Source organism: Aestuariivirga sp. (genome assembly GCF_046294715.1).
Taxonomy (GTDB): Bacteria; Pseudomonadota; Alphaproteobacteria; order Rhizobiales; family Aestuariivirgaceae; genus Aestuariivirga.
In genome coordinates, this window is sequence record NZ_JBKBKI010000020.1 from 1 (window position 1) to 18,307 (window position 18,307).

At 66.9% G+C, this 18,307-nt stretch carries 15 protein-coding genes; 9 read left to right on the forward strand and 6 right to left on the reverse strand.

All coding sequences use genetic code 11. The features are described from left to right. Positions 1–271 (reverse strand): LacI family DNA-binding transcriptional regulator (locus ACK4HL_RS13605; RefSeq protein ID WP_409761203.1); only part of this gene is annotated, 271 nt, incomplete at its 3' end. Between the two features lie 236 nt (positions 272–507). On the opposite strand from ACK4HL_RS13605, the gene ACK4HL_RS13610 reads away from it, so the two are divergent. The 9 genes from ACK4HL_RS13610 to ACK4HL_RS13650 all read left to right on the forward strand — a co-directional run bounded on the left by ACK4HL_RS13610 (position 508) and on the right by ACK4HL_RS13650 (position 10,489). Next, positions 508–1,590, forward strand: coding sequence for a sugar ABC transporter substrate-binding protein (locus tag ACK4HL_RS13610; protein ID WP_409761302.1), 1,083 nt, complete (start codon positions 508–510; stop codon positions 1,588–1,590). Positions 1,591–1,694: 104 nt separating this feature from the next. Then, on the forward strand, positions 1,695–3,191 hold the full coding sequence (locus ACK4HL_RS13615; RefSeq protein WP_409761304.1) for a sugar ABC transporter ATP-binding protein: 1,497 nt from the start codon (positions 1,695–1,697) through the stop codon (positions 3,189–3,191). Next, positions 3,188–4,168 carry an ABC transporter permease gene (locus ACK4HL_RS13620; RefSeq protein WP_409761205.1) on the forward strand — a complete coding sequence of 327 codons (981 nt, stop codon included), beginning with the start codon at positions 3,188–3,190 and terminating at the stop codon, positions 4,166–4,168. The genes ACK4HL_RS13615 and ACK4HL_RS13620 overlap by 4 nt, the downstream gene beginning before the upstream one ends. A gap of 10 nt (positions 4,169–4,178) precedes the next feature. Continuing rightward, complete coding sequence (locus ACK4HL_RS13625; RefSeq protein ID WP_409761207.1) at positions 4,179–5,159, forward strand: ABC transporter permease; 981 nt, start codon at positions 4,179–4,181, stop codon at positions 5,157–5,159. An 8-nt stretch (positions 5,160–5,167) separates the two neighbouring features. After that, on the forward strand, positions 5,168–5,386 hold the full coding sequence (locus ACK4HL_RS13630; protein ID WP_409761209.1) for a hypothetical protein: 219 nt from the start codon (positions 5,168–5,170) through the stop codon (positions 5,384–5,386). An 18-nt stretch (positions 5,387–5,404) separates the two neighbouring features. Further along, positions 5,405–5,899, forward strand: a complete 495-nt coding sequence (locus ACK4HL_RS13635; protein ID WP_409761211.1) for a nucleoside deaminase — start codon at positions 5,405–5,407, stop codon at positions 5,897–5,899. Between the two features lie 90 nt (positions 5,900–5,989). Then, the gene (locus ACK4HL_RS13640) at positions 5,990–7,360 is read left to right on the forward strand and encodes a phenylacetate--CoA ligase family protein (protein WP_409761213.1); all 1,371 of its coding nucleotides are present in this window, start codon (positions 5,990–5,992) and stop codon (positions 7,358–7,360) included. Between the two features lie 50 nt (positions 7,361–7,410). Then, positions 7,411–8,172, forward strand: coding sequence for a DJ-1/PfpI family protein (locus ACK4HL_RS13645; protein WP_409761215.1), 762 nt, complete (start codon positions 7,411–7,413; stop codon positions 8,170–8,172). A gap of 379 nt (positions 8,173–8,551) precedes the next feature. Next, on the forward strand, positions 8,552–10,489 hold the full coding sequence (locus ACK4HL_RS13650) for a BTAD domain-containing putative transcriptional regulator (protein ID WP_409761217.1): 1,938 nt from the start codon (positions 8,552–8,554) through the stop codon (positions 10,487–10,489). Between the two features lie 56 nt (positions 10,490–10,545). Here ACK4HL_RS13650 and ACK4HL_RS13655 read toward each other — a convergent pair whose 3' ends face one another. Genes ACK4HL_RS13655 through ACK4HL_RS13675 form a run of 5 tightly spaced genes read right to left on the reverse strand, consistent with a single transcriptional unit; the run spans position 10,546 to position 18,297 of the window. After that, positions 10,546–12,513 carry an FAD-dependent oxidoreductase gene (locus tag ACK4HL_RS13655; RefSeq protein WP_409761219.1) on the reverse strand — a complete coding sequence of 656 codons (1,968 nt, stop codon included), beginning with the start codon at positions 12,511–12,513 and terminating at the stop codon, positions 10,546–10,548. A 9-nt stretch (positions 12,514–12,522) separates the two neighbouring features. Next, positions 12,523–14,040 carry a trimethylamine methyltransferase family protein gene (locus ACK4HL_RS13660; RefSeq protein WP_409761221.1) on the reverse strand — a complete coding sequence of 506 codons (1,518 nt, stop codon included), beginning with the start codon at positions 14,038–14,040 and terminating at the stop codon, positions 12,523–12,525. Positions 14,041–14,044: 4 nt separating this feature from the next. Continuing rightward, on the reverse strand, positions 14,045–15,055 hold the full coding sequence (locus tag ACK4HL_RS13665; RefSeq protein WP_409761223.1) for an Ldh family oxidoreductase: 1,011 nt from the start codon (positions 15,053–15,055) through the stop codon (positions 14,045–14,047). 1 nt (position 15,056) lies between these two features. Beyond that, positions 15,057–17,138, reverse strand: coding sequence for a dipeptide ABC transporter ATP-binding protein (locus tag ACK4HL_RS13670; protein WP_409761225.1), 2,082 nt, complete (start codon positions 17,136–17,138; stop codon positions 15,057–15,059). Between the two features lie 7 nt (positions 17,139–17,145). Continuing rightward, a complete protein-coding gene (locus tag ACK4HL_RS13675; RefSeq protein ID WP_409761227.1) occupies positions 17,146–18,297 on the reverse strand; it encodes an ABC transporter permease in 1,152 nt (383 codons plus the stop codon). Between the last annotated feature and the right edge of the window lie 10 nt (positions 18,298–18,307).

The following is an 18,307-nucleotide window of genomic DNA, read 5'->3' on the forward strand; positions in this document are numbered from 1 at the left end:
TTGGGAGGTGGGAGGAGAAGAGGAGTGTGGAGAGCGTCGGCAGGAGCATGCTGGTGGGGTGGCCGCGCGCAGAGGCCACCCCCCCCCCCGCCACGTTGGGCACATAGCCGAGCTTCAGCACGGCGCTGTTGATGCGGCGGCGAAGCCCTTCCGACACCATCTCGGGGTGGCGCAGGGCGCGCGAGACGGTGATGGCGCTCACCCCGGCCGCCAGGGCCACGTCGTCAAGTGTCGTCCGGCCAACCCTCTTGCCTCTCTTCTTCTCCGTCATCCCGTTCCGTCCCGCGGTCCCCCTCCAGATAACATTCGGCCACGCCTGCAACCAGAGCCACCGGCCCCTCGTCAATTGACAGCGCTGTCATAACTGATAAGCTTTCTTCACCCCGCTGCATAGATGGCAAGCCGCAGGCCCAGGGCGGGATCAACTCGAGCTACGGCAAAAGTCTGGGAGGACACGAGATGATTGCAAGGTCGATCAAGCACCTTTTGCTCGCCGGCGCCGCCGGAATGCTGATGGGCGGCTTCACCGCCGCCTACGCCGCCGAGACCGTCAGCGGCCCGGCGACCGAACCGGAGTGCATGGCGCCCTGGTCGAGCGATACCAAGTTCTACCAATACCCCAAGAAGGAGGGCCCGTACCGCATCGCGCTCGCCAACGGCTACATCGCCAACACCTGGCGCATCCAGATGATCCAGACGGCGAAAGCCTATGCCGCGCAGCCGGACGTCGCCGCCAAGCTCAAGGAATTCAAGGTCGTCTCGACCGGCGAGGACGTGCCGGCACAGATTTCCGCGATCAACAACTTCATCGACGCCGGCTATGATGCAATCGTTGTCAACGCGCAGAACCCGACGGCCTTCGGGCCTGTCATCAAGCGCGCGAAGGAAGCGGGCGTGGTGCTGGTCGCCTTCGACAACACGCTCGACACCGAGGATGCGATCAACGTCAACGTCGACCAGAAGGGGCTTGGCGTTCTGTGGGCGAACTGGCTCATCAAGCACCTGCCGAACGGCGGCAAGGTTCTCGAGGTGCGCGGCGTCGCCGGCACCTCCGTCGATACGGATCGCCACAACGGCATCCACGAGACGCTGAATGCCTCGGGCAAGACCTGGAACGTCACCGAGGTCGTGGGCAAGTGGGACGATGGCGTCGCCCAGAAGGTGACGGCCGATGCGATCGCCACCAACGGCCCCTTCGATGGCATCACCGCCCAGGGCGGAGACACCGGCGTCGTCCAGGCCATGATCGATGCCAAGCACCCCTTCGTGCCCTTCGGCGGCGAGACCGAGAACGGCTTCCGCAAGTTCTGCGCCAAACATGCGGGCGAAGGCCTGAAGTGCTCCTCCGCCGGCACGGGGCCGGCCCAGGTGGCGGTGGCGATCAAGGTGGCGATTGCCGCGCTCGAGGGCCAGGTGGTGCCGCAGGCCATCAAGCTGCCGACGGCCATCGTCGAGGATCCGGACTTTAAGGAGAACGCCGACTATTATCCCGACCAGTCGGACAACTTCTTCGTCGGCAATTCCTTCCCCACCTGCGGCATCAACTTCACGGCGCAGGAAATCATGGGGCAGACGAAGGAAAACCAGTAAGCCGGTCCTTCGCGTCCGAACCGGCCGCGCCGCGGGAAAGCGAACCCCGCGGTGCGGCGCTCCCCTGCAGGAGGCGAGTTGCCTTGGCCCAGCCCCTTCTCACCATGACTGGCGTGTCGAAGCGCTATGGCGGCGTGACCGCGCTGAAGGAGGCCGACCTGGCGGTCACTCCCGGCCGGATTCACGCCGTTCTGGGTGAGAACGGCGCGGGCAAGTCGACCCTCATCAAGATCATGGCCGGGGTCGTGGCGCCGGACGAGGGCACGATCACGCTCGACAGCAGCCCGGTGAGCTTCGCCACGCCCGCCGCCGCCAATGCCGCCGGCATCGTCTGCGTGTTCCAGGAACTGTCGCTGATCCCCGATCTCACCGTCGCCGACAACATCGTCATCAGCCATCCGCCGCAGCGCCTGGGCCTCATCGACAGGAAGGCGCAGCGCGCCATGGCCGAGAAGGCGCTCGCCGATGCGGGTGCTGCCGACATCCACCCCTCCGCACTCGTCAGGGACTTGTCGCTGTCCCGCCGCCAGATGGTGGAGATTGCCAAGGCGCTGGCGCGGCGGCCGCGGGTGCTGATCCTCGACGAGGCCACCTCCGCCCTCACCGCCGCCGACGTGCGCAGCGTCTTCGGGGTCATCAAGCGGCTCCGCCAGGAAGGCACCGCCATCGTCTACATCTCCCACCGCATGCACGAGATCGCGGAACTGGCCGATGAATGCACCGTGTTCCGCAACGGCCGCAAGATCGCAACCTACGCGGCGGGCACGAAGACGGACACCGAGGTGGTGGAGCTGATGATCGGGCGCGAGTACGAGAACGTCTTCCCGCCCAAGTTCGCGGGCGAAAGGCCGGCTGCGGCGGCGCTCGCCTGCCGCGGCCTCTCCTGGGCTGGGCGCCTCCGCGACATCTCCTTCTCCCTCAACGCCGGCGAAGTGGTTGGGCTGGGCGGGCTCGACGGGCAGGGCCAGCGCGAACTGCTGCTGGCGCTCTTCGGCGTGCTGCGCGGGGTGAGTGGAAGCCTGGAGATCGGCGGCAGGCCCTGTCGCATCGCGGACCCGACGCAGGCCAAGGCGGGCGCCGCCGGAATGGCGCTGATCCCGGAGGACCGCAAGACCGAAGGCCTCATGCTGCCGATGAGCATCGCCGAGAACCTGTGCTTTGCGGCACTCGACCGCGTCTCCACCCGCGGCATCATCGATGCCGGGGCGCGCTCCCAACGCGTCGCCCGCATGATCGACCTGCTGAAGATCAAGGTGGCCGATCCGGACCTGCCTGTGTCATCGCTCTCCGGCGGCAACCAGCAGAAGGTGGTGATCGCCAAATGGCTGATGAACGACCCGCGCATCGTGCTGCTCAACGACCCGACGCGCGGCATCGACGTCGGCACCAAGCAGGAGATCTATGCGCTGCTGCGCAAGCTCGCGGAGGACGGCGTGGCGATCCTGTTCTATTCGACCGACTACGACGAGCTGATCGGCTGCTGCGACCGGGTGCTCGTCATGTATGACGGTGCCATCGTGCGAACCCTCGAGGGCGAGGCAATCACCGAGCATGCGCTGGTGTCGAGCGCGCTCAACATCGGCGAGGCACAACCGGCATGAAGGACTGGCGCTACTGGTTTGCCGAGAACAGGAGCACGCTGCTCGCCGTCGCGATCTTCCTCTTCATGTTCGCGATCTACGCGGGCAACCACCCCGCAGGCTTCACCGCCAACGTGGTGCAGACCTCGGCCAACAAGGCGACGCTCCTGGCCTTCGTGGCCATGGCGCAGGCCATCGTCATCATCACCGCCGGCATCGATCTTTCGGTCGGCATGATCCTGACGCTGGCGAATTGCCTGGCCTCGTGGATTGTCGTCGGCACCGTGGGCGAGACGTTCCTCGGCGTCGTCGGCGTGCTCTTCGCCGGCGCGCTGTGCGGCGCGCTGAACGGCCTCATCGTGATCTTCGGCCGCCTGCAGCCCATCGTCACCACCATCGCCACGGGAGCGATGTTCTATGGATTGGCGCTGCTCCTCAGGCCCTTCCCGGGCGGTAGCGTGAACGAGACGCTGGCGGATGCCATGACAGGCAAGCTGATCGGCGTCTTCCCCGCAAGCTTCGCAGCGCTCATTGCCGTCATCCTCGTGGTCTGGGTTCCCTACAGCCGCTCGGTGATCGGCCGGGCCGCCTACGCGGCGGGCTCGGCCGAGCAGGCAGCCTACATGTCCGGCATGCCGGTGCGCCTCGCGAAGTTCACCGCCTATGTGCTCTCGGGCCTCCTCTCGGCGGTGGGCGGCCTCTACCTCACCTTCTTCAGCTACACCGGAGAAGCGGCTTACGCGAGCGGCAGCACCTACACCCTGTTCTCCATCGCGGCGGTGGTGCTGGGCGGCGTGGCGCTCATGGGAGGGCGCGGCAGCGCGATCGGAGCGGTGTTCGGCGCGCTGGCATTCCGCACCATCGGCGACCTTCTCTTCGTGTTCGATTTCGATCCGCTGTGGCAGCCGCTGTTCCAGGGCATCGTCCTGCTGCTGGCGGTGAGCATCAGTGCCCTCGGGCTCCTCCGGGTGCGCAACAAGCTGGAGTGGTTCCCGTGAGGCACTGGCCATGAGCACCACCACGCCCACCGTCAAGACGCGCGGCTTCGCCTGGCCCAGGGGCGTCGAACCGGCGGTGCTGATCGCCTTCGGCTGCATCCTCCTCCTGCTGGTGGTGGGTGCCATCTATTCGCGGAACTTCCTCTCGGCCACCTACCTGCTGCAGCAGCTGAAGGTGGCCTCCTTCCTGGGGGTCATCGCCACGGGAACGATGATGGTCATTCTCCTCGGGCAGATCGACCTCTCGGTGCCGTGGGTGGTGACGGCGGGCGCCATGATGGCCTGCGCCGCGGCAAGCTTCGGCCCCCTGGGCGCGGCCTTCGCCGTGCCGGTGGGCATCCTGTGCGGCGCGCTGATCGGCCTCGTCAACGGCTTCGCCACGGCCTATCTCCGCATACCGTCGATGATCGTCACGCTCGCCACCAACGCGGTCACGCAGGGCCTGATGGTGGTTTATACCGGCGGATTCTCTCCACAGGACTCGGCCACCCCCGCCATGCGCTGGCTGGCGACGGGCGAGATGATCCCGGCCGTTCCCAACGGCGTTCTGGTCTGGCTGATCATCGCCGTGGCGGCGGTGTTCCTGCTCAACCGCACGACGTTCGGACGGTCGATCTACGCCATCGGCAACCGTGAGCGCGCCGCCTTCCTTTCCGGCATCAACACCCGCCGCATCGTGATGCTCACCTTCGTGCTGGCGGGTGCCCTGTCGGCCTTCGGCGGCGTCCTGCTGGCGGGTTATGCCTCGAAGGCCGCCCAGTCGATGGGCGATGCCTATCTTCTTCCGGCCATTGCCGCCGTCGTGCTCGGCGGCACGCACGTGCTCGGCGGAAGAGGCTCCTATCTCGGCACCGTCGCCGGCGTCGTGCTGATCACCCTGCTGCAGTCCATCCTCTCCGTGATGCAGATCGAGGAGGCAGGGCGGCAGCTGATCTTCGGCGCCGTCATCGTCGCGATGCTTCTTCTCTACGGCCGGCAATCCAAACTGTAGGAACCACGATGTCCAGGTGGCCCTGGATCAGCCTGATCGTGACGATCGCTCTCGCGGCGAGCCCCTGGGGGCGGGAGTTCCTGTCCTCCGCCTTCGTCTCGGGCGAGCAGCTGTCCCGGAACATCGCCCGCCCCATCGTGCTGGCGGCAGGCGCGGCGATGCTCATCCTCGCCCTCTGCGAATATCTCCTCAGGCTGTGGTACTGCCGCCGGCGTGACCTTCGATGAGCCAGGGGAGCCTTCGCGATGGCGGATAGCAAGCGGCCTTATGACGAGACTCTGATGCGCAGGACCTTCGACGTGGCGCGGCGCTCGCGCGACGCCGGGGATCACCCGTTCGGCTCGATTCTCGCCGATGGGGACGGCAACGTCCTGATGGAACAGGGCAATGGCTATGCTTCGGAAGGCGGCGACCGCACCGCCCATGCGGAGCGGCTCCTCGCCGGCCGGGCGGGGAAGGCCTACGATCTGGAGTTCCTCGCGCAATGCACGCTTTATACGTCGGCCGAGCCATGTGCCATGTGCGCCGGCGCCATCTACTGGGCGGGCATAGGGCGCGTCGTGTTCGGCCTGTCCGAACGGGAGATGAAGCAGCTGATCGGCGACAGCCGGGAGAACCCGACGCTCGATCTCCCCTGCCGGCTGGTCTTTGCCGCCGGCCAGCGCGCGACGGAAGTCGTGGGCCCCTTGCTCGCCGGGGAAGCCGCGAGGCTTCACGACGAATTCTGGTCCGGCCGCTGACGAAAACACTCATTTTTTTGAAGTCCCGAGTCGCCTTCGCACGTCCCGTGGATTATACTGGATGTTCCGACCGCATCCTGGAATGACGGTATGGATCAGGACTCTCGGCAGTCTGGCATTCCGACAGTCGACCTCGCGCTCGCCGGTCGCCTCGCTGAAGAACTTGCGTCCCACGGCAACTGGACGCGCGAGCGGCTCCTCGCATACCAGAGCGGCGCGCTGAACGCCCTGTTGCGCCACGCAGCTGCTCACTCGCCCTACTACCGGGAGACGATCGGCAAGCTGGTCTCGAAGGGCCGGCCTTTCGCCGAGTTCCCGATCATGACCAAGTCGAAGCTCATGGCTGATTTCGACAGGGTCGTCGCGGATGACAGGCTGACGCGGAAGCTGGTCGAGCAGCATGTGAGCAGCGACCGGCCCGGAGAGTTGCTCCTCGGCGAGTATCGCTGCATCGCCACCGGGGGGTCGACCGGCCAGCGCGGTCTCTTCGTCTATGACCGGAAGGGCTGGAACGTGACCGTTGCCAATCAGATCCGCACACAGCGCATGACGGGCATCACGCCGGACATGCGCGGCCTGGGAATAGGAGCGCCGTCGCCGGTTCACCTGAGCTACCGTTTTCATGCGGAGTTCCGCGCAAGCAGGCCGGGCGCGCCGACGCTGTTCGTGACGTCTCCGGTGGAGGAAATCGTCGCCGCTCTCAATGCCTATCAGCCGGACTATCTCAACGCCTATCCATCCTTGATCCGCCGGCTGGCCGAAGAGCAGACGGCGGGAAGGCTCAGGATCGCGCCGAAGCTGTTCAGGTCCTCGGCGGAAGCGCTGGCGCCCGATGTGCGGGAGCTCGTGAAGCAAGTGTGGAATGCGCCGGTCGCGAATGGCTACACCGCCACCGAGACGGGGATCATGGCCGTCGACTGCGAGCATTGCAGCGGCATGCACATCATGGAGGATCTGGTCCTGCTGGAGGTGGTCGACGCGGATAACCGTCCGGTGCCCGCCGGCACCCAGGGTTCCAGGATGCTGGCCACGGTCCTCTTCAATTATGCCCTGCCGGTGATCCGCTATGATTTCTCCGACCTGATCACCCTCGCCGACGGGGCATGCCCCTGCGGGCGGCCCTTCAGGCGCATTCAGGACATCGAGGGCCGCGCCGAGGAGTTCCTGCGCTTCAGGACGCGGTCGGGCGCGGTCGCCGAGATCCATGCGGCGAGACTCCGGTTTCGTCTGGTGAAGGTCGAGGGAATTCGTCAGTACCAGTTCGCCGCCCTTGATGACGGAATCCTGATCCGGCTCGCCACGGAACCGGGCCGTGATCGTGCAACTGTCGGCTCCGCCGTGAAGGCACTTGCCGCGCGCGTGCTGCAGGATCTCGGAATTGCGGGTGCGCGCGTCGAGTTGCAACTCGTGGACGGGATCGAACGCATTGGCGGCGGCGCCAAGGAGAAGATCGTCGGCTGAGCATCGCGATGAGGCGCGCCACGTGGCGCCCACCGGAGGAGGAGAGTGACATGTCTGGTTTCGACATGGGATTCGTGATCTTCCCGGGGATAACGCAGCTCGACTTCACGGGTCCCTTCGAAGTCTTGAGCAGGCTGAGCACGCCGCCGTCGCTTTCGGCGCCGAGTCCCTGTCCTGATGCGCGGGTCCACGTCGCGGCGAGGACGCGCTCGCCGGTTCTGAGCGATCGCGGCCTCGGCATCATGCCCACTTGCGACTTCAGCACCTGTCCGCCGCTCGACCTGATCTGCGTGCCCGGAGGTGCCGGAGTGGCGGACGCCCTGGCCGATGTCGAGACGGTCGACTTCATCCGCCGCCAGGGCCGCCAGGCCACCTATGTGAGCTCCGTATGCGTCGGCGCGTTTCTTCTCGGTGCGGCAGGGTTTCTCCAGGGGAGGCGGGCGGCCACGCACTGGGCCTACACCGGCCTGCTGCCGCTCGTCGGTGCCCGCCACGCAGGCGAACGCACGGCGTGGGATGGCAATGTGATTACATCGACAGGTGTCTCGGCGGGCATCGATTTCGCGTTCAGCGTCGTCGCGAAGATTGCCGGGCCGGACGTCGCGAAGGCCATCCAGCTTGCCATCGAGTATGATCCTTCCCCTCCCTTCGATGCCGGCCATCCCGAGAGGGCGCCGGAGGCCGCCAAGGAGCTCATGGTTCGGCGGAACGAGACGGGGCTCGCCGGGATTCGGCAGGCGCTCTTGCGCATGCCGGCTGCCGGTGGCGGATCATCGCGCGATACTCCAGTGCAAGTTGAGGGTTCTCCGTGAGCGGCAGCCGCAGCGCGTGGCGCAGGTCGTCGCGAGTAAGTCCCAGTCCCTGCAGCGTGAGGTCGTCGCAGCACCTCAGGCTTGCCACCCTCCGGCGCGCCCGCCAGTTGGCCAGGAGCGTCCTCAGCGATGTGCCCACTGCGCCGGCCGAAAGAGCCTGAGCCATTGCATATTCCTTCATGATGCGATCTCCCTTGATGTCGCTGCGGCGCCCCGCGGGGCTCATCTGCGGAGGGGGAGATCCAGCGCATCCTCTGCTTCATCTCCCGTTCCACGCCGCACAGGAAACACCGGAGCCGTGACAACGCCGTTCGATGGCGCAAAAGTGGCTTGTGAATAGGCCGTGACTGGGCGTTAAATCAGCCGTCACGAGGTGATCATGCGAAGCCTCAAGCTTTTCGGCCAGTTCGACCTCGGCGGGCCAGAGGGAAAGAGCGTGGCGGCCAGTGCCAAGCTCAGTGCGCTTCTCGCCTTTCTCGTGGCGGCCGGAAAGCCCGTCGGGCGCGATCAGCTGACGGGGCTCCTGTGGGGCTCCTACTTCGAGGACCAGGCCAAGCAGAACTTCCGCCAGGCCCTGGCACGGCTCCGCAAGGCCTTGGGCTCGGAAGTGGTCCTGTCCGACGATTATGCGGTGAGGCTCGCCCCCGGCGCCATTCGGAGCGATCTCGCGGAATTCGAGTCCCTTGCCAAGAGCAGGGCTGCCGATGATCTCAAGCGGGCAGCGCAGCTGCTCGGCGGTGATCTGCTGGCCGGCTTCGATATACGCGAGGAGGCCTTCGAAGAGTGGCTCAGCAGCGAGCGCCGGCGTCTCGGCAGTCTCGCCTGCGACGTGCTCGAGAGGCTCGGAAGGCTGGAGCTGGAGGCCGGGAGGCCCGATGAAGCCCTGCGCCTGGCGGAAGATTGTCTCCGCCGTGACATATTCCGCGAGGATGCCCACCGCCTCACGATCGCCGCCTTGTCCGCCCTTGGCCGGAAGTCGGAGGCGATCAGGCGCTACCAGCATCTGGAGGAGCGCCTGAAGCAGGAGCTCGGCACGGCGCCCGAAGCTGCCACCACCGCGGAATTCGAGAAGGCCCGTCAGAACCTCGGCATGACGGTGGAACCCGCTCCTGCCGTCCAGGCCCGCCGCCCGTCGATTGCCGTCCTTCCCTTCGCCAACCTCAGCGCCGATCCGCAGCAGGATTACTTCAGCGAGGGTGTGGTGGACGACGTCATCACGGCGCTGTCGAGGCTTCACTGGCTCTTCGTCATCGCCCGCAACTCGAGCTTCGCCTACAAGGGCCGCGCCGTCGACGTGAAGCAGGTGGGGCGCGAACTGGGTGTCCGCTACGTCCTGGACGGCAGCGTCAGGCGTGCGGGGAACCGGTTGCGCATTGCCGGCCAGCTCATCGACACGACGACCGGTTCAGCCATATGGGCCGACCGCTTCGATGGCGACATGGCGGATCTGTTCGAACTGCAGGACATGGTGACCTCGCAGGTCGTCGGCGCGATCGCTCCCAAGCTCGAGCAGGCGGAAATCGAACGCTCGCGGCGCAAGCCCACCGAAAGTCTCGATGCCTATGACCATTACCTCCGCGGCCAGGCCGAGGTGAACAGGTGGACCCTCGATGGAAATCGCGCCGCCATGGCGCATTTCTACAAGGCGGCCGGGCTGGACCCGCAGTTCGCCACCGCCTTCGGCATGGCGGCACGCTGCTACTCGCAGCGCAAGACGCAAGGCTGGGACTACGATCCCGCCTTCGACCATCCCGAGGTGCGGCGGCTCGCTCGCACCGCGGTCGAACTCGGACCTGACGATCCGATTGCGCTCGCGGCGTCCGGAATGGCGCTGGCCTTCGTCGCGGGCGAACTCGAGGCGGGCTCGCATCTGATCGCGCGCAGCCTGGAACTCAATCCCAACTACGCCACCGGCTGGATGTTTCTGGGATGGACTGCCTCCTGGCTCGGAGAACCCGACCGCGCCATCGACCATGTCACCCGGGCGATGCATATGAGCCCGCACGACCCCAGCCTTTCCAACATGCGCCGCGCCATCGCCTTTGCCTATTTCGTTGCAGGGCGGTACGAGGAGGCGATCTCGGCCTCCGATGTCGCCGTCGCGATCCCCCAGAACCTGATCTTCGGCTATGCAACCGTTGCTGCCAGCGCCGCGATCCTCGGCCGCCAGGCGCAGGCCGGGGCCGCGATGGAAAAGCTTCGCCTCGCGGATCCCACCCTGCGGGTCAGCTCCCTGCCTGACCGTTACCCCCTGCGACGTGAAAGTGATCGCCAGCGCTGGCAGGAGGGCCTGCGCAAGGCAGGCCTGCCCGAATAGGAGGAAGAGAGTGGTGCATCCCGCCACTCCGGCCGGCGGGAGGAGGGGGCTTCGGCCTAGACCGCCATCGCCAGCTTGCGCCCTTCGTAGATCGCCATGGCCGCGTTCCGTGCAGCCATTGCGTCGCCGATCAGCGGGGCGGAAAGCTCGTCTCCCAGCGCCCGCTCGGAGACATTGGTTGCCGCCACCACCAGCGTGTCCGCCGGGATGAGCTCGGGCTTGCCGCCGAAGCCCTGAACGGTGGCGCCGTCGCCGTGCCATTCCCGCAGGATCGTCTCCGTCAGCATGCGCACGCCGAGTTCCCTCAGCCGGGCGCGAAGCTGGATGTCGGCATTGGTGCGCGCCATCTCCGCCATCACGGCGGGCGCACCCGTCACCAGCACCACCGCGTGTCCGGCCTCCGCCAGGCTCAGCGCCGTGCCCGCGCCCTTCCAGTTCGCCGTCTCGTCCAGCACGATCACGCGCTTCCCGGGCCGGGCGATCCGCGCCATCACGTCCTCCGCACTCGCCACGTTGCCGCGCTCGATGCCGGGCAGCGCGTCGTGTTCCGGCATGGCGCGCTGGAACGCCTTGCCGTCCGGCATGGAGCCCGTGGCGACGATCACCACGTCCGCTCCCATGGCCTTCGCCTCCTCCGCGTCGAGCGGCGTGTTCAGCAGCACCTTCACCTGCAGCTTCGAGAGCTGGCGCTCGAACCAGTCGAGATAATCGATGATCTGGTGGCGGCGCGGCGTCAGCCCCGCCAGCCGGAACTGGCCGCCCAGCCGGTCGGAGGCCTCGGCCAGCGTCACGCGGTGGCCGCGCTCGGCGGCGACCCGCGCGGCTTCCAGCCCGGCCACACCGCCGCCGATCACCAGCACGGTCTTCGGCTTTCCGGCGGGCGTGAAGCGGTCGCCGCCCCATTCGAACTCGCGGCCGGCACTCGGGTTGATGAGGCAGGAGATCCAGTAGTCGCGGTAGCGGCGGCCCCAGCACATCTGGTTGCAGGAAAGGCAGGGCCGAACGTCTTCCGGCCGTCCCTCCTTCGCCTTGTTGGCGAGATGCGGGTCGGCGATCTGCCCGCGCACGATCGACACCATGTCTGCCTGGCCCGAGGCCACCACGTAGTTGGCGTTCTCGGGCGTCCGCACATGCGCCTCGCACTGCACCTTCGCGTGCTTCACCACCTGCTTCAGCGCCTCGGCGAAGGGGGCACCCAGCTTGTCGGCGTAGAACACGTTGGGAATGATGCCGGTCGAGTTGAAATAGCTCCCCGTGCCGCAGGTCACGTAGTCCATCAGCTGGCGCTCGTCGTGCCAGGCGATCACCTCCTGCAGCTGCTCCACCGTCTGCGAGACGGGGCTCGAAGGATCCATGTTCACGGCAAGCCCGATGATGAAGTCCTCGCCCGCCGTCTTGCGGATGCGCTCCATGATGGTCCGCGAGAAGCGCATGCGGTTCTCGAAGCTGCCGCCCCACCGGTCGTCGCGGCGGTTGTTGAAGGGCAGCCAGAACTGGTCGATGATGGCGTTGTAGGCGGCGAACAGCTCGATGCCGTCGAAGCCCGATTCCTTCGCCCGCCGCGCCGCCTGGACGAAGCCCTCGATGATCTCCTCGATCTCGGCTTCCGTCATCGCGTGGCTGCCGTCCGAATCATGGAAGGAGGGAAGCCCCGAGGGCGACCAGTTGGGCTCGTAGCTGTTGTCGAAGTCGCCGTGCTGGCCCACATGGTAGAGCTGGTGGCAGATCACCGCGCCATGGGCGTGGACGGCATCCGTCACCTTGCGGAAATGCGGGATGATCTCGTCCGTCGAATGCAGGAAGTTGCCGCGCGTCAGCACCGCGGTGCGGTGCACCGGCACGGGCTCCACCACGATCATCGCCGCACCGCCGCGCGCCCGCTCCTCGTAATAGCCGCGGTGGCGTTCGCCCGGCAGCCCGTTCACCGACATGTTGGCGGTGTGCGCGCCGAAGACGATGCGGTTCCTGAGCGTCTTGTGGCGCAGCGGGAGCGGCTTGAACAGGGCGGGGAATTGCTCGGACATGATGCTTCCTCAGTCTAGGGGGGCGCCGCCCTGTTCCTTCCGCTTCGCCACGAAGGCCGAGAGCGCTTCGCGGATCGAGAGGTCGGTGGCGGGCTCGGCATATTGGGCGAGCGCCTCCTGCCAGATGGCGGTGGCGCGCTCGGCCGCACTCTTGCCGCCCTTTTCCATCCACGCGCCGTAATTCTGCGTGGCGGAAACGAGCGGGCGGTAGAAGGCCGTCTCGAAGGTCGAGATGGTGCGGGCCGTGCCGAAGAAATGCCCGCCGGGTCCCACCTCGGCGATCTCGTCGAGGGCCAGCGTATCCGCGTCGATGCGCACCGGCGCCATCGTCTGCGCCATGCTCTGCACGATCTCGCAGTCGAGCACGAATTTCTCGTAGCTCGTGCACAGGCCGCCCTCAACCCAGCCTACCGCATGCATGAGGAGGTTGGCACCCGCGTTGATCGCCGCGAAGCAGGCATTGGCGGACTCATAGCCGCTGGCGAAATCCGGCACGTTTGAGGCGCTGAAATTGGAGGAGCGCATCGGCATGCCGTAGCGCCTGGCCATCTGCCCGCCGATCAGCGTGCAGCGCTGCATGTCGGCGAGCCCGTAGGCGGGTGCGCCCGTCTTCATGTCCACGTTCATCGCCGCGCAGCCATAGAGCACCGGCGCGCCGGGGCGGACCAGCTGCGCCAGCGTCACGCCGAACAGCACCTCCGCCGTGTTGAGCGCCATGGCGGAGGCGATGGTGGCGGGTGTGGATGCCCCCGCCATGATGAAGGGTGTGAGCAGCACCGGCTGGCCGTGCCGCGCCATTTCCATGACCCCCACCGTCATCGGCACGTCATAGGTGAGCGGCGTGTTGGTGTTGATGATCGAGAACACGCCGGGGCTTCGGCCGAACTCCTCCAGGCTCTCGCCGCGCGCGATCGCGCACATGGTGAGCACGTCCTCGATGCGCTGGCGGCTCTGGCAGAACACGTAAGGAACCTTGTCGGTCAGAGTCAGCATGGCGAAGGCGGCATCGAGATGGCGGAAACGCACCTCGATGTCGAGCGGCTCCACCGGCCAGCCGTTCATCTGCACCGCATTGAAGAACTGCGTGAGCTTCAGGAGCTCTTCGAGGTCGGCGAGGGTGCCGGAGCGCCGCCCGCGCAGGATGTCGGTGCAGTTCGGGGGTCCGAGCACGGCCGCGGTGGCGAGGTTCCGGCCTCCCATCCGCACCGCGCGCTCCCCGTTGCGCGGCGTCAGCGTGATCCCGGAGGGCACCGTCTTCAGCGCCTCCTCGACGATCTCGCGCCCCAGCCTCACGCGCCCGTCGGCCTCCTCCGTGATCGCACCGGCCTTGGCGAGGAGGGCGCGCGCCTCCTTCACCGCGCAGCGCACGCCCACGGTTTCGAGCAGCCTCAGCGCCGCGGCATGGATCGCCTCCACCTCGTCCTCGGTGATGAGCGGCGTCGGAGGAAAGGGGTTCTCGTACTGCTGCCACGGCATCTGCACGATGTCCGCCGCGCGGCGCCTGCGATGGGGTGTGGCGGGGCGCATGGCCTCAGGCGAAGCTCTTCAGCCGCTCGTGCAGGGAGCGTGCGATGGGCAGCCCGTCCTTCCTGAGGCGCTTCTGGCTCTCCTCACGCCGCGCATTGGGAAGCCTGGCCCCCTTCTGCGCGGTGATCGACTTCGCCAGCGCCTTCACCTGCTTCGCGAACGCGCCGCCCGAGAACATCCGGGGCTCGAGCGCGATGAAGAACTGCCCGCAGCCGATGGGCTTGCCGTCATTCTCCATGAAGGAGCCCATCTCGGGCCCGCGCAGGGCGCCCGCCAGTGCGGCGCACATCACCTCCACGATCAGCCCCTGGCCGAAGCCCTTGTAGCCTCCTGCGGGCGCCATCGAGCCCTCGAGCCCTTCGTGAGGGTTCGTCGTCGGCCTGCCGTTCCTGTCGAGCGCCCAGCCCGGCGGAATGTCGCGGCCCTCGTCGGCCGCGCGCTTCACCGCCGTCCAGGCGACGGCCGAGGAAGACTGGTCGATCAGGAAGGCGATCTTCCCCTTTGCTCCCGGCACCGCGAAGGACATCGGGTTGGTGCCGATCACCGGAACGCTTCCGCCCACCGGCGCGATCACCGGCATGGCGTTGGTGAAGCCGAAGGCCACGAGGCCCTGCTTCGCGAGGTTGCCCGTGTGGAAGCCGAGCGTCGCCGCATTGTAGGAATTGTGGATGCCCATGCCGGCGATGCCGAACTTCTTCGCGGCGGGCACCAGCCTCCTGAACCCCGCCTCGATCGCCGGGTGCGCGAAGCCCCGGTTGGCGTCGATGCGCAACGCCACCGGCGAGAGCGCCTCGATCTTCGGCCTCGCCTTGCCGTTCACCTTGCCGCTCCGCACGTGCTCGCAATAATACTGCAGCCAGTAGAAGCCGTGGCCCTCGAGGCCGGAGAGCTCCGTGTCGAGGATCGCCTCTGTGAAATAGGCGGCGTTGGCGGGGGATGTTCCCGCCCCCGTCAGCGCCTCGCGGATCAGCTTGCGCGCCGCCGCGGGCGTGAGCCTGATCTCGTCCTCCGCCATCTCACGCCGTTTCCGCTTCCGGCGCCGCGACGATCACGGGCCCCATGGATCTCAGGATCTCCTCGGAGAGATGGCAGCGGATCTGGTGGTCGCCGCCCACGTCCCTGAGCGGCGGCAGCTCCGTTTCGCAGAGATTGCCCGGCACCTGGTGCTTCCTGGGGCAGCGCGTCTGGAACGGGCAGCCCGGCGGCGGGTTGGTGGCGGAAGGGATGTCGCCTTCGAGAACCACGCGGCGCTTGGTGAAGCGCGTGTCGGCGATGGGGATCGCCGAGAGCAGGGCCTCCGTGTAGGGGTGGTAGGGCGGCTCGAAGATCTGGTCCGTCGTGCCGTATTCCACCACGTAGCCGAGATACATGACGACGACGCGGTCCGAGAGGTAGCGCACGATCGAGAGGTCGTGGCTGATGAACACCATGGTCGTCTTGGAGCTGCGCTGGATGTCCATCAGCAGTTCCGTCACCGCCGCCTGCACGGAGACGTCCAGCGCCGACATCGGCTCGTCGGCGATCACCACATGCGGCCTTCCGGCGAAGGCGCGGGCCACGCCGATCCGCTGTTTCTGCCCGCCCGAGAGCTGGCGCGGCATGCGGTGCTCGAAGGCGCGCGGCAGCTTGACGAGGTCGAGCAGCTCCAGCATGCGCTGGCGCCGCTCGGCCACCGTGTTGCCGATGCCGAACTTCTCGAGCGTGCGCATGATCTGCGAACCCACCGTGTGCGAGGGGTTCAGCGTGTCGAACGGGTTCTGGAACACCATCTGGATCGAGGACACGGTCTTCGCCCCGCGCGCCTCCACCCCCTTGCCCTGGATCTCCTCGCCGGCGAGCTTCACCTTGCCGCCGGTCGCCGTCTCGAGGCCGAGCAGCACCTTGGCGAGGGTGGACTTGCCGCAGCCGGATTCGCCCACGATCGCCACCGTCTCCGCCGCCCGTGCCACCAGGCTCACGTCCTCGTTGGCCTTCACCGTGCGCCGCTCGCCGCCGCCGAAGATCTCGTTGGCCGCCACCCGGTAGTGCTTCTGCAGGTGGTCGATCACCAGAACCGGCTCGCCGGGCGCGATCGCCTCCTGCGTCTCGCGCCGCGCCGGCGGTGCCGCCCAGTCGATCTCGTCGATCCTGAGGCAGCGGCTGGCGTGGCGCGTGTCGCCCGTCACCTCGAACATCGGAATGTCGGCCGCATCGCAGCGGCCCTTCTGGAAATAGGCGCAGCGCGGCCCGAAATTGCACCCCTTCGGCCGCTCGTGCGGCAGCGGCAGCTGGCCGGGGATGGCGGTCAGGGGCCTCAGGTTCTTGTCCGTTCCGGGAAGGGCGATCGAGCGGAACAGCCCCTGTGTATAGGGGTGCCGCATGCGCGCGAACACGTCGCCGATGTTGCCCGTCTCCACCGCCTCGCCCGAATACATCACGGTGATCCTGTCGCAGGTCTCGCGGATGAGGCCGAGATTGTGCGAAACGAAGATCATGGATGTGCCGAGCCTCGTGCCGAGGTCCTTCACCAGGTCCACGATTCCCGCCTCCACCGTCACGTCGAGCGCGGTGGTCGGCTCGTCGAGCAGCAGCAGCGCGGGCTTCGAGAGCAGCGCCATGGCGATCACGATCCGCTGCTGCTGCCCGCCCGAGAGCTGGTGCGGATAGGAGTTCATGATGCGCTCGGGGTCCGGCAGCTTCACCGCCCTCACCATGTCGAGGGCGCGGGCGCGGGCCTCCTCCTTCGAGACCTTGTCATGGATGATCGGCACTTCCATGAGCTGCTCGGCGATGCGCATCGAGGGGTTGAGGCTCGCCATCGGCTCCTGGTAGACCATGGCGATCTCGGAGCCGCGCACGTGGCGGAGCTCCTCGGCACTCATCTCCGCCATGTCACGGCCGCGGAACTTGATCGAGCCCTTGGTGATGCGCCCGATGCCCGGAAGGTCGCGCATGATGGCGAGCGCCACGGTGGACTTGCCGCAGCCCGATTCCCCCACGAGGCCCATGCATTCGCCCGGCATCACCGTCATCGAGAAGTCCATGACGGCGGGGATCTCCCCCAGCTTGGTGAAGAAGGAGATGTGCAGGTTGCTGATCTCGATGATCGGTTCGGTCATGGCGTCCCTAATCCCTCAGCGATTGCTCGCGGAGCGAATCCGCCAGCAGGTTGAGCCCCAGCACGAAGGACATGAGCGCGATCGCCGGCACCAGGGCGGGCCAGGCATAGAGCCTCAGGAACTGGCTGCCGTCCTTGATGGCCGTGCCCCAGTCGGGGCTTTCGGAGCTCATGCCGAGTCCGAAGAAGCCGAGTGTCCCGAGCAGGATCGTGGTGTAGCCGATCCGGAGGCAGGTATCGACGATCAGCGGGCCTCTCGCATTGGGCAATATTTCCCACAGCATGATGTACCAGGGCGTCTCGCCGCGCGTCAGGGCGGCGTTGATGTATTCGCGCGTCTTTATGTCCATGGTGAGGCCGCGCACGATGCGGAACACGCCGGGGCTCGAGGCGAAGGCCACGGCCACGAAGATGTTGAGCTCGTTGGGCTCGATGTGGACGATGTCGAAGGGATCGGCGTCGAAGACGAGGCCCGAGTAGATGTAGCCGCCGATGAGGAGCGCCGCCGCGAGGAGCATGGCGAGCTTGCCCGGCTGCTTCGAATAGCCTGTGTAGAAAAGTGCAACGAAGAACAGGATCGGGAAGATGAAGAAGAAGCCCGCCATGGCGTAGGGAACCGGCGTCTCCATGATGCCGGGCGTCACCAGCAGGTAGAACAGCAGGATCACCGGGAAGGCCAGCACCAGGTTGGCGATGAAGGAGAGCACCGCGTCGATCCTGCCGCCGAAATAGCCGGCGGGAAGGCCGAGCAGCGAACCCACCATCAGCGAGATGGCGGTGGCGGCGGGTGCTATCGCCAGCACGATGCGGCTGCCGTGCACCATGCGGCTGAACACGTCGCGCGCCAGCTTGTCGCCGCCGAGATAGAAGGCAATGCCCGATTGCGGCTCGATCGTGCCGGGCAGCGCATGCTTCATCACCGCGATCTGATTGAGCGGCGCGAAGGGCGCCACGATGTCGGCGAAGATCGCGGTGAACAGCCAGAAGGCGACGATCAGCACGCCCGCCAGCCCCACGCCGGAGCCGATCAGGTGCCCGTAGAGCCCGAGCCTCCTGCGATAGAGGAAGGAGGCGGCGAGAAGCACGGCGAGCGCCAGCCACACCGGCCAGAACCGCGCGATGATGCCGGTGATGACGCCGAGGGTTCCGATGTTTTCCATGGGGCCTCTC

What these genes read in the sequence shown, in the direction of transcription:
- ACK4HL_RS13640 (WP_409761213.1), top strand. Translation starts at nt 5,990, where the DNA reads ATGGATCAGGACTCTCGGCAGTCTGGCATTCCGACAGTCGACCTCGCG.
- ACK4HL_RS13655 (WP_409761219.1), bottom strand. Translation starts at nt 12,513, where the DNA reads ATGTCCGAGCAATTCCCCGCCCTGTTCAAGCCGCTCCCGCTGCGCCAC.
- ACK4HL_RS13615 (WP_409761304.1), top strand. Translation starts at nt 1,695, where the DNA reads ATGACTGGCGTGTCGAAGCGCTATGGCGGCGTGACCGCGCTGAAGGAG.
- ACK4HL_RS13675 (WP_409761227.1), bottom strand. Translation starts at nt 18,297, where the DNA reads ATGGAAAACATCGGAACCCTCGGCGTCATCACCGGCATCATCGCGCGG.
- ACK4HL_RS13650 (WP_409761217.1), top strand. Translation starts at nt 8,552, where the DNA reads ATGCGAAGCCTCAAGCTTTTCGGCCAGTTCGACCTCGGCGGGCCAGAG.
- ACK4HL_RS13625 (WP_409761207.1), top strand. Translation starts at nt 4,179, where the DNA reads ATGAGCACCACCACGCCCACCGTCAAGACGCGCGGCTTCGCCTGGCCC.
- ACK4HL_RS13670 (WP_409761225.1), bottom strand. Translation starts at nt 17,138, where the DNA reads ATGACCGAACCGATCATCGAGATCAGCAACCTGCACATCTCCTTCTTC.
- ACK4HL_RS13630 (WP_409761209.1), top strand. Translation starts at nt 5,168, where the DNA reads ATGTCCAGGTGGCCCTGGATCAGCCTGATCGTGACGATCGCTCTCGCG.
- ACK4HL_RS13645 (WP_409761215.1), top strand. Translation starts at nt 7,411, where the DNA reads ATGTCTGGTTTCGACATGGGATTCGTGATCTTCCCGGGGATAACGCAG.
- ACK4HL_RS13660 (WP_409761221.1), bottom strand. Translation starts at nt 14,040, where the DNA reads ATGCGCCCCGCCACACCCCATCGCAGGCGCCGCGCGGCGGACATCGTG.
- ACK4HL_RS13635 (WP_409761211.1), top strand. Translation starts at nt 5,405, where the DNA reads ATGGCGGATAGCAAGCGGCCTTATGACGAGACTCTGATGCGCAGGACC.
- ACK4HL_RS13620 (WP_409761205.1), top strand. Translation starts at nt 3,188, where the DNA reads ATGAAGGACTGGCGCTACTGGTTTGCCGAGAACAGGAGCACGCTGCTC.
- ACK4HL_RS13665 (WP_409761223.1), bottom strand. Translation starts at nt 15,055, where the DNA reads ATGGCGGAGGACGAGATCAGGCTCACGCCCGCGGCGGCGCGCAAGCTG.
- ACK4HL_RS13610 (WP_409761302.1), top strand. Translation starts at nt 508, where the DNA reads ATGCTGATGGGCGGCTTCACCGCCGCCTACGCCGCCGAGACCGTCAGC.